The organism is Pedobacter namyangjuensis, from assembly GCF_003313325.1.
GTDB lineage: Bacteria > Bacteroidota > Bacteroidia > Sphingobacteriales > Sphingobacteriaceae > Pedobacter > Pedobacter namyangjuensis.
Map to the genome: position 1 here is coordinate 291,615 of NZ_QMHQ01000003.1, position 11,782 is coordinate 303,396.

Annotated in this window: 7 protein-coding genes and 1 tRNA gene; all 8 read right to left on the reverse strand. The window is 35.1% G+C overall.

The features are described 5' to 3' along the window. Nucleotides 1-18: 18 nt before the first annotated feature. The 8 genes from tig to DUT69_RS13195 all read right to left on the reverse strand — a co-directional run bounded on the left by tig (nt 19) and on the right by DUT69_RS13195 (nt 11,755). Entirely contained in the window at nt 19-1,365 is a 1,347-nt protein-coding gene (gene tig, locus DUT69_RS13160) for a trigger factor (RefSeq protein ID WP_113653709.1), read from the reverse strand. A gap of 148 nt (nt 1,366-1,513) precedes the next feature. Next, a tRNA-Leu gene (locus DUT69_RS13165) sits at nt 1,514-1,595 on the reverse strand. Between the two features lie 397 nt (nt 1,596-1,992). Next, complete coding sequence (locus tag DUT69_RS13170; RefSeq protein ID WP_162796311.1) at nt 1,993-2,295, reverse strand: hypothetical protein; 303 nt, start codon at nt 2,293-2,295, stop codon at nt 1,993-1,995. A gap of 56 nt (nt 2,296-2,351) precedes the next feature. Next, nucleotides 2,352-3,146: an ABC transporter substrate-binding protein gene (locus DUT69_RS13175; RefSeq protein WP_113653711.1), complete on the reverse strand. Its 795-nt coding sequence runs from the start codon at nt 3,144-3,146 to the stop codon at nt 2,352-2,354. A 35-nt stretch (nt 3,147-3,181) separates the two neighbouring features. Next, nucleotides 3,182-4,105 (reverse strand): S41 family peptidase, encoded by a 924-nt coding sequence (locus tag DUT69_RS13180; protein WP_162796312.1) that lies wholly within the window; start codon nt 4,103-4,105, stop codon nt 3,182-3,184. 192 nt (nt 4,106-4,297) lie between these two features. Further along, nucleotides 4,298-6,766, reverse strand: coding sequence for an ABC transporter permease (locus tag DUT69_RS13185; RefSeq protein WP_113653713.1), 2,469 nt, complete (start codon nt 6,764-6,766; stop codon nt 4,298-4,300). Between the two features lie 86 nt (nt 6,767-6,852). Continuing rightward, nucleotides 6,853-9,258 (reverse strand): ABC transporter permease, encoded by a 2,406-nt coding sequence (locus tag DUT69_RS13190; protein WP_113653714.1) that lies wholly within the window; start codon nt 9,256-9,258, stop codon nt 6,853-6,855. Nucleotides 9,259-9,343: 85 nt separating this feature from the next. Further along, complete coding sequence (locus DUT69_RS13195) at nt 9,344-11,755, reverse strand: ABC transporter permease (protein ID WP_113653715.1); 2,412 nt, start codon at nt 11,753-11,755, stop codon at nt 9,344-9,346. Between the last annotated feature and the right edge of the window lie 27 nt (nt 11,756-11,782).

Sequence of the window (11,782 nt, forward strand, 5' to 3'; positions counted from 1 at the left end):
AATATATTATCGACCTGGTTATTTCAACTCAACAAACTTGTTGTAATCAATATCTTTCTCGTCGATAGTTGCAATTGTTTGAATGTGTTCGAAAACTTTTAAAGCTTTAACCTCATCGAAAATACGATTCGCATTTTCTTTTTCTTGCAAGAAGTTGGCGGTGTATTGTGCTAACTGATCTTCTGGCATTGGTTGTGGGCTATACATTCTAAATTGCGCATCTAAACGTTGTTTTGCAGTTTCAAAAACGTCTTTATATTCAATTTTAATTTCGTTATCGGCAATCATTTTGTTTTCGATAAGTGTCCATTTAAGGTTTTTAGCGAAATCATCATAACCTTGCGCCAATTCCTCGTCTGTTAACTTTTCGTTAGTAGCCTTTAACCATCTACGCAAAAACTCATCAGGCAATTCCATCTTAGTTTGCTCAGTTAATTGCGTGTAAATATCGTTTTGCAATTTGCGATCTGCATCTTGCTTAAACATGCTTTCTACCTCTTCAGTAATTTTAGTTCTAAAACCAGCTTCATCAGTAACTACATCTGCACCAAAAATTTTATCAAAAAACTCTTGGTTTAATTCAGACTCTTCTAAACGATTAACGTTTTTAACCGTTACCTTGAATTTAGATTTTAGTTCTTTAGCATCTTCTTCGTTAATGTTTAACAATTTAGCAATTACCGCTTCATTGTTATCAAAAGCTTTCTGAACATCCAATTCTACAACATCGTCTTTCTTTAAGCCTACTAAAGATTTTAAAATCTTTTTATCCGTAACTAAATCTAAACGAATTGAACCCGTTGCGTTAATTCCGCCTTCAAAATCAGCACCATCAGCACCAAGTTGTATTAACTCAGCATAAATTACATCGCCTTCGGCTGCAACCTCTGGATTTGTCATTTTGCCATAGCTTTTACGAATGTTTTTAATGCGAGACTCTAAAGTTTCTGCATCGGCTTTAACATTGTATTTAGTAAATTTATCTTTAGAAGTTACTTCAACATCAACTTTAGGCGCTAAACCCAACTCATATTGAAATTCGAACGTATCTGTATTATCCCATTTAAACTCTTTTGTTTCGTCTAAAACCGGTAAAGGCTGACCTAAAACCTCAACTTTGTTATCAGTTAAATGTTTAGATAAGGTCTCGTTAAGTAAAGCGTTAATTTCTTCTACCAAAATGTTTTTGCCGTACATTCTTTTCATGTGCGCAACTGGCACCATTCCTTTACGGAAACCTGGTAAGTTTGCCTTTTTAGCCTGCTCCTTAAGCGATTTTTCTACTCTTGGGTTGTAATCTTCAGGTGCGATAGTAATGTTTACTACTGCATTTAAATCGTCAATTTTGTCCTGTGTGATATTCATTTCTATTTAGATATGAGATATGAGTAATGAGTAAAGAGGCTTGTAACCCCGCTCAAACAACACATCGATTTATATTTAATTTCTTTACAAATGTCTTTTTAAAAAAAGAACCGTCCCGATTTGCATCAGGACGGCCTTTACCTTATTGTGCGGAAGAAGGGACTCGAACCCCCACGCCGTGAAGCGCCAGATCCTAAGTCTGGTGCGGCTACCAATTACGCCACTTCCGCAGTTAGGATGTATTAAGGACTGCAAAGATAGCGTTTACAATCAATTTTCAAAAAGTAAAAGCAATTATTTTTAAAAAAATTAAAGTTAATAATCGGGCTAATTAATCAAACAAAGCTATCTAACTAATATTGAGGAGTTAAAGAATTAGAAAAGCAAGAACAGATGCACTACAAAAAAATCAGTCGGGCTTTACACTTCAATCTCTTACCGAAAAAATCCCCCTAAAGCGGGGATTCGGCAAAAGGATTTTCGTTGCAATCCCGTTTATTTGGCAAAAGCTGTGCAATTAATAACAGTTGCAAATAGCAAAGCAATAGATTAATCACTCTAACGCCATTCCCAAATGCTTCCGTTTGTAATGATGCTAAAAAACTAAAAAAAGAAAAAACCAACAGATTAGAACTTAATCAAGGTAACATCTAAAAGATCTGGCCCACCCGAAAGAGGATAACCTTTAACTTTTTTTCCTTTAACAGTAACTGGTCTATTCATATAGTCATCTAGCTTAATACTTTCGCTTTTTAAGGCGTAAGATTTTTCTCCGGCTTTTAAAATATGTGTACCGTATTGGAAGGTAGTCATCCCGATTTTTTCGATTGTTCCGGTTGCAGTAATGCGATTTGCTGTAACCGAATCTTTCATAGACGTGCATCCAGAAAGAACCGCTACAAATAACGATAATGTTAATACTTTTTTCATTTATAAGGGTTGATTATTTAACTGTGCAATTTAGCTAGAAATAACAGATCTCAGCATTATATTTTATCCTGAAACTCGAAAAAATATTGAACTGCCTTTACCAATCTACTACCGTACCAGCTAAACATCTCGCCATCAACCAACATAATCTTTGCATTTGGCAATTTGGCTTGAATATCTTCAATATGTTTTTGTTTAAACGGATAAGGTTCTGAAGACAAAAAAACCAGTTCACAATTTGTTGTTTTCAATTGTTCGATATCAATTTCAGGATATCTACTATGTTTAACTACGTTAGTTAAGCCGATTTTCCTTAAAATATCATCTATAAAAGTATTTCTGCCCGCAACCATATATGGATCTTTCCAAATCAGATAGGCAACTGTTTTATCAATCCCTTTGGTTAGCGCAAGTGTTTGCAAATCGGTAAAACCTGCATTAATTAAATGGTTTAGGTAAGCTGCCTCCGGTTGCCTATCAACCAGCTCCCCTATTTGAGCAATGGTGGTCATCGCTTCTTCTAAATTGCTAATGTCGCTCATCCAAACCGGAAATTCCTGCATTAACAACTCTACTTCATGTTGTGTATTCTCTTCCTTATTACCGATAATCAAATCTGGTTGCAGATCTCTAATTTTTTCTATCAGCAGTTTTTTTGTGCCGCCTACCTTAGTTTTAGCTGCAAATTTTTTTATCGGATGTATGCAAAATTTGGTTATACCTATTACTTCATCATCCAAACCTAAATCAAACAACAATTCAGTTTGTGAGGGTACAATAGAAACAATCCTTTTAGGTGGATAATTAATAGTAATGTTGTGCCCCAACTGATCGGTAAAAGATTTTTGCATAAAGCAAAAATGCAAATTGTTAATTAAAAAGTAGCTTATTTTATCTGCTTCAATTTCTCTGCTACCACTATAACCTTATTAATCTGCTCATTGTTAATTTTAACATCCGGCTTTATGCCAATATTATCTATAGGATTGTTGGGTAGTCTTTTATACCTGGAGATGGCTGCCACCAATTTAAACTCAGGCTCGGGAAGGTCAAAAAACTGGGTATTGGCATAGTCTAAAACCCCTGCAGAATTTTCGCCGAAAATTTTAACCTTTTTACTTTGCTTTGCAAGCAAGAGAAAAGATTCTGCCGAACTTGCTACATTTCCGTCAATTAAAATTCCTACTTTTTTTGGATATGGATAAACCGAATCTAGTTTTGAAGTAAAAGAATCTTTGCCAGATGGATTTACAAAGCTTCCAATATTAGCTTCCATTAAATTAATCAGCTTTGCTAAAAACTCTTTTGAGCTGGCAGAAGTATTTTCATCGGCTAAATTTTCTGTCAGAATTTCAATATTTCCTACAGAAGACCAATATTCGTCCGGCAGAATTTCTACAGGATTTGTATATAAAAATGGCAAAAGTGCGCTAAATACATAATCTGTTCCTCCAGTATTACCTCTTAAATCTATAACCCAATAAGGTTTTTGTTTAATTTGTTTTTGATAGGTATAAAGCAAACTATCTAATTTCTTTTTTTCCGACCATTCGAAAGAAGGCAACCGCAACAACATTGTTTCAGCGTCTAATTCTGATATACTCGTGAACTGAATTAATTTTTCTGCGGGAGCTGAGGTGACTATTTTTTTAGGAAATTGTTTATTGATAGCGATAACCTTTTCTGGAAATTTCTCTCTATATCGCCACCCTAATTGCACACGTAAATGCTGATCTTTAAAGTAGTTAGTAAATGTTTTTAAAACAACATAGCACGAGTCTATCGAATTTAAGTTTAGTGCTTTCTGCATTAAATTATTTGTAAATCTATTAAATGACTTTTTGTTCTTCGGATTAACCTTATCGTTATAGCCAGCATAATTACTTTTTACCTGGCTAACAACCGCTTCAAAATTTAGCTTGCAATTGCAGTTTTGTGCCAACGATACGGAACAACTAAACATCAATATTAATAAGGCAAAAAAATATCTCATAAGAAAGGTCTATTCTGCTTTTAAAACACTAGCCGGATTACTATTAACCGCTCTTAAACTCTGCCAACTGACCGTTAAAATTGTAATTACAATAATGGATAGATTGGCCGTAAAGAACATTTCAAAAGGCATCGGTATCCTGTACGCGAAACCAGCAAACCATTTATTCATATAAACGTAGGCTAAAACATCTGCAAAGATATTGGCTATAATTACTAACCATAAAAAATCCTTATTTAGCATATTTAGCAAATTTGCCGTTGTAGCACCTAAAATTCGCCTCAAAGCAACCTCTCTAGTTCTAATTTCGGCACTATAGGCGGCAAAGCCGATTAAACCGAACAAGGAAATAATAAGGGTTAAACTGCCGAAATAGAAAATTACTTTATTGCTCGTTTCATATGCCTTGTTCATTTTTTGAAATGTTTCGTCGGCAAACGAATAAATTGGGTCTCTACCGGGCTCAATTTCCATCCAAGTCTTTTTAATTTCCTCTATGGTGCTTGCAATATTTTCAGGTTTTAACCTTAAAATAATATTTCTTCGCCAATGAAACTGGTAATCGGCTACCAAATATACAGTCGGCACAACTTCGTGTTCAAATCCGTAAGCTTGAATATCCTTTACTTTACCTATTACATTAAACTGTTTGATATCGTCGCCATGGTCGATGCCAATTTGCTGATTTACGCTTGTTAAGCCAAGCTTTGCAAATGCAGTTTCGTTCAGTAAAATACTTTGAACCGAATCAGTAGCAATTAAATCTGTTGAAAAATCTCTTCCTTCTACAACTTTACCGCCAATGACTTTTAAATAATTTACGTCTACAAAACGAGATTCGACGTTGAGTTTTTTACCCGCAAAGCTCAGATCGTTATTAAAACCAGAATCATTTATAGGTTCCTCTGTTGCTCGCGTTAAATCGTCGACCCCACTTATTGCCAGCAGTCTATCTTTAATACTTTGAAACGCAGCTGGACTTAGATTTCGCTTTGCAAAATTTCCAATATCCAATGTCATTAATTGCGATTTGTTAAGACCTAAATCTTTATTTCGCATAAATTCTAATTGTGCCAGCATAACCATAAAACTAATAACTAGCGCTATGGCAATGGTAAACTGACAAACGACCAACACCTTACGCAAACTTCCTATATGTTTTGCCGTGTTAAAATTTCCTTTTAATACTTTTACAGGTCTAAAACCAGCCAGCACAAATGCCGGATATGCACCTGCCATAGCAATAACCGCTAACAAAATAAGTAGCGCCTGCCCCAACACCAAGCTAATATTAGATGAAGAAAAGAGTGATAACTGCGTATCCAACAAATTGTTTACTTTAGGTACTAAAAGCTCGGCAATTATTAATGCAAACAAATAGGCGATGATACACTGTAGCGCTGTTTCGGCAAAAAACTGTTTTAACAAGTTTATTTTCTGAGCGCCTAAAACCTTTTTAACACCAACCTCTTTAGCACGTTTTTGCGCTAACACCAACGATAAATTGGTATAGTTGATACAAGAAATAATAACTAAAAAGGATGCTAACGCCAACAAAATATTAATGGTAGTTCGCTTAGCTTGTGTGCTATAAAAAGTTCCTAGATTTAAATCCGAAACCGGTTCGTAAATTAGCTTAAAAGACGTTATACCTTCTTTATCTTTTAAAATAGCTAAAGCTTGTTGCTTAGAAGGCTTGAAATTTACATCACTATTATTTGCCACAAATTTAGCCAATGCTATGGTGTAGGCATCATTCATTTTACTTAATTCGCTTTCTGCATCTACGCCATCCCTAAAAGTTAACATAGTAGAAAACGTTCGGGATAAAAATTCGCCTCCGTAAATGGAAAAATCTGCTGCATAAAATACATCAAACCCAAAATAAGAAGGCTGTTTTTTATCGTCCCAAACCGCTTTTACAACTAATTCTTGCTCTTTTTCGTTTAAGCCGCGGTTTTGTATTAATACTTTGTTTATAGGATTCTCTTCGCCGAACATTTTAAGTGCAGCAGTTTTGCTGATCGCAATTGCATTTTTATCGCGAAAAACATCTTGCATCCTTCCATTTATCGCTGTTAGCGGATAAACAGCAAAGAATTTATCATCCATTGACACCGACGATAGCTTTTCTTTTATAACTTTTCCGTTAGTTTCTGTCCTTAGATTTGCATTACCGTTTAACCAACCAATGCTTATAGCTTCTACCGATGGAAATTCTGCTTCTATAGTCTTAGCAAACAATGCTTTTATTTTAGACCCTTTATTTTCCGCTCCATTTTGCGTAAAATCGGCTGCCACCATATAGGTTCTGTTCAATGCCGGGTTCCATTTATCAAAACCCTGCTCTCTATTTATATAAAGCAGAATGATGATAAAACCAGCTAAGCCAACTGCCAATCCAAAAATATTGAAAACGCTGTAAGCTTTATTTTTCCAAAGATTTCGCCAAGCGATTTTTAGGTTTAGTTTAAACATTCTTGCTAGTGTTTAGTAGTTAGGTAGAAGTATTTAGATTTAAGTCCAATCTTTATTCCTTGCTCCTTTATCTTTGATCTTTAAGCTTATTCATATTTCAAAGCATCAACAGGGTTAGCTTGAATTGCTTTTTTAACCTGAAAACTTACAGTAACAACTGTTATTATAATTGAAAAAATAAAGGCGAGTACAAAAGGCAGTATAGGGACGTCTATCCGATATGCAAAACCATTTAGCCAATAACCAACAGATATATATATAATTGGCCATGAAACCCCATTTGCCACCAATATCAGCCAAAAATAACTTTTGTTTAACAGTAGAAAAAGTGTGCAAAGATCGGCACCCAAAACTCTCCGAATTGCAATCTCCTTGGTGCGTTGCCTAGTTAAAAATGCTGCTAGGGCAAATAAACCAATTAGCGATAAAGAGATAGATAAAAAAGAAAATAGTTTTACCATTTCTTTAAAACGGTTATGAGTTACTAAAACTTTACTCAGATCGTCTTGAAGAAAACTATAAGTTAAAGGAAACGCAGGATAGTGTTTTTTCCAGACTTCGTTAATTTCTCCAAGCACTGTCTTTTGTTTTTGTTGATCGAACTTGATGATGTAGTTTACCCCTAGGTTTGGATAGCCCGTTGCGTTATTGGTTGACGCCGTGTAGACGGTAGGTTTTATTAATGTCTCAAAACCTGCAACCTGCATATCCTTAATTATGCCAATTACCTGAGCCGGTAAACTGTCGTTTACGTAAATAAAATTCCCTACCATATTACCCCCATAAGCTTTCTCCAAGCTTTCATTAAGAATAACACTACTTAAACTATCTTGTACTCTAGTTGCATCAAAAAGTCTACCCTTAAGCAATTTCACATCCAAGGCCTGTAAGCCTTCAAAATTAACCAGAACCGTATTTATTTCTTTTGATTCATTTTTATATTTATACTTCCCTGTTAATTTGTGATCTAGGCTAATCATTCCATCATTACTTCCGACGTATTGTACTCCGTCGATATTTTTGAACTGATTAGCTACTTTTTTGTCAAATGACGCTTTTATATGAATTACTGCTTTAGCGCCAAAACCAGGATCTTTATTTTCCATATAATCCATTTGTTTAGAAATAACCCAAATTCCTATAAAAAAGCCGACTGCAATTACAAATTGGATTCCAACCAATAAAGTTCGTAGTGTTTTTCCTTTATGACTATGCCCGAAATTACCTTTTAGCACATTTTGAGGAAGATAAGCGGAAAGAAAAAATGCCGGATAAATACCAGCCATTAAGGTAACTAGCAAAAGCAAGCTAGCGAGTTGGCTCAAAATCACAATACTCTTTTGATCGATACCGAATGACAAATTGAGATTAAAGACTTGATTTAAATAAGGCAGAAAACCCTCTATTAAAATAACGCTTAATAACATTGCGATTAAACATTGCATAGCAGTTTCAATTAAAAACTGAATTATAAGTGATATTCTCTGCGCCCCAATTACTTTTTTAATTCCTACTTCTTTAGCACGCGATACGGCCTGAGCAGTAAACATATTAATAAAATTGATTATTGAAATAAGCAGTAGTAATGCAGACAATAGAACAACTGGTTTAATCAAGTCTAACCAACTTTTGCCAGCTAAAGGTTTTTGGTGAATTTGTTGTATAGGTACCAATCTGGCCGAGGGTTTCAGGCCGTTTTTCAAATAATCGGCAACAGCTTGTTTCTGTCGTTTAAATAGCGCCAATTTAAAATCGTAATAAACACTTTGCACATTCTTATTTAACAACTCGGCTGACTGTTGCCCTTTCACTTTAACAAAAATGTTGGTAAAAAAATAAAATTGGTCGTTTCGTGGATAGGTTTTAAGATTTCTTTTAACCAATTTAAATTCTACGTTGCTCGGTGTTTCGGGTTCCTTAATTACTCCTGTAACCAAATAAGTTTCGGGCTCGGTCCAGTTTTGTTCATTTATGTTTATGGTTTTGCCAACTGGATTAATTTTGCCAAAATAACGTAGCGCAGTGCTTTCTTTAAGTACAATATTCCCGGGTTCTTTTAACGCAGTTTCTGGCGTACCATAAATAAATTCGAAAGGAAACACATTGAAAAACCCATCATTTGTGCTTATAATTCCATCTTGTAAAAATGGAACGTTATGTTTTAAAAGAATAGATTGTGGCTTATAATCATTGATATAGGTTGCATCCTCTAGTTGAGGTATTTCACTTTTGATAATATCAGCTATTCGCACATCAGCCCTATCCATCCACTCTTCCTTACCTTCTTTAATGGCCCAAAAATCCTGCTCTTGAACCTGATATACACTTTCCAATTGCGGATTCCAATGATCATAACTCCGCTCGTGGTTTACATATAGCAGTACGAAAATGAAACCTGCCAAACCCAAAGCAAGCCCCAATACGTTAACAAATGTATAACCTTTGTTTTTCCAAAGGTTTCGCCAAGCGATTTTTAGGTTTAGTTTGAACATTTTTGCTAGTGGTTAGTAATTAGCTAGAAGTATTTAGATTAAGTCCAGTCTTTATTCCTTGCTCCTTTATCTTTGATCTTTAAGCTTATTCATATTTCAAAGCATCAACAGGGTTATTAACCGCAGCTTTTCGAGCTTGTAGACTTACGGTAAATACAGCGATAACGACAGAAACAACGGTAGCAATTAAAAATGGCCAAAAGGGCATATCGATTCTATATGCAAATCCTTCTAACCATGATCTGGTAAGGATGAATGCTATTGGCCAACTAATTAAATTTGCTGCAACTACCAAAACCAAGAAAGAACGGATTAGCATATTTATAATCTGAAAATCTGAAGCGCCCAAAATTTTTCTGATGGCAATTTCTTTCGTTCTTCGCTTTGCCATAAAGGTTGATAAAGCAAATAACCCCAAGAGCGAAAGCGCAATGGAAATAACACTAAAAAGACCAATAATCTGCATTTGTTTGCGGGTTGCTTCCATCGATTTTTGAAACGCATCCTCTACTGAAGTGTAAATCATTGGAAAATTAGGGTAGGTTCTTTTCCACTCAGCTTCTACGGCCTTTAGAGCGGATGTATAATTATCACTTTCAAATCTAATTAACATGTTATTTGTACTAGACATCCCTCCTAAATGAGTTACCCTATAAACCGTTGGCAAAACCGCTTTGTCGAAACCTTCGTTGTTATAGTCTTTAATAATACCTACAATTTGAAAGATATTTTTACCCTGATTAAATTTTTCACCAACTAAATTTTTACCCAGCAACTTAGCAGCTGTTTCGTTTAACACCGCTGTATTAACAGTATCCTGTTTATATTCTGGAGAAAAAATCCTGCCCTTTAAAACCTGCACACCTAAAGCAGGTAAGGCATCCATTGTTACCGTAACTGTGTTAACCTCAACATCATTGTTTTTATAGGTAATTTCTCCAGGAACATTAAATGAATTGCCCATAACCTGTGTGGTAGTAGCCACATATTTTACCCCCGTTATCTTTTTTATTCGCTCTACAAGCGGATCGCCTACATTATAATTCGCAGAGATATTAAGTAATCTATCTCTATTAAAGCCCAAATCCTTATTAGCAACATAACTAGTTTGCTTGTACATTACACCAATTCCAATTATAAAAGTTACTGCAATTATAAATTGAATTACAACTAATCCGTTTCGCAAAGCGATGCCCTTGAACCCGGTTTCGTAATTACCTTTCAAAACCTTAACAGGATTATATTTCGATAATATTAATGCAGGATAAAATCCTGCCAAGAGGCTGACCAAAGCAAACACACCAAATAATTGTAGAACCAAACTTGGCAATTGTTCGCTATGCCAAAAAGTTAACTGAACATCGAAGTGGTTATTAAATGTTGGCAAAAGAACCTCTACCAAAATAACACAGATAAATAGTGCTGCCAAAGTTTGTAAAACAGCTTCTATCAAAAACTGAATTATCAATTGTTTTTTATAAGCGCCTAATACTTTTTTAACACCTACCTCTTTAGCTCTTTGTACAGATTGTGCCGTTGCCAAATTAACAAAGTTGATGATAGAAACTAATAATAGAAAAACAGACAGCGCAACGATAGGCTTAATTTTGTCCATCCAATTTTTATCGAATGAAGGCGTAGCGTAAGCATCTTTTAGCGGAATGATTTTTAAACCAGGTCTTTTACCATTTTTATAATAATCATCGAAGGTGATCTTTCGCTTTGCAAAAGATGATTTTTTATAATCTACATAAACCTTTTGCAAGGTTTTGTTCATTTGCAAGGTATCTAATTGCTCATTTGCTAAAGCATAAATCTCACAATGATTAGAACTGTTGATGTGGTCTGGATCTTTCTCTCTATCTCCAGTATGTGTAATGGCAGTAAACTTTACGCTTTCGGGCGTTTTTGGATCTGCTACAACGCCTGTAACTGTCATCATTGTTCCAGGATCATCCCTCCACATTATAATATTTAAGCGTTTGCCTAAAACTTTATCGGTACCAAAAATTTTAAGCGCCAAACTTTCCTTTAACACTATGGTGTTGGGTTTACTAATCGCCGTTAATCTATCGCCTTGAATAAATTGATAAGGAAAAACCTTAAAAAATAGCGAATCGGCATCTCTAACATCTTCTACAATTACTGGGTTTGCATTATCTGGCTTAACAGAAAAACCATCGCCCCAACCCTGCCCAAGTTTAGTTACGTATTTAAATTGCGGAATTTTATCAGTTACCAAAGCACCAATTCTTGATTCGTTTGCTTCCATCCAATGTTGTCTATTGTCTGGTGTAGCATAATCATGGTATTCTCTTAACTGGTACACATTCTTTAACTCCTGGCTCCATTTATCGTAACTAGTTTCGTGATTTACAAACAACAGCAATAGCACAAAAGCGGTTAAACCAAGTGCTAGTCCGCCAATATTTATAGCCGCATAAACTTTATTTTTAAATAAATTACGCAGAGCGATTTTTAGGTTAAGTTTGAACATGCTTTTAGATTTGAGAAATGAGATGTG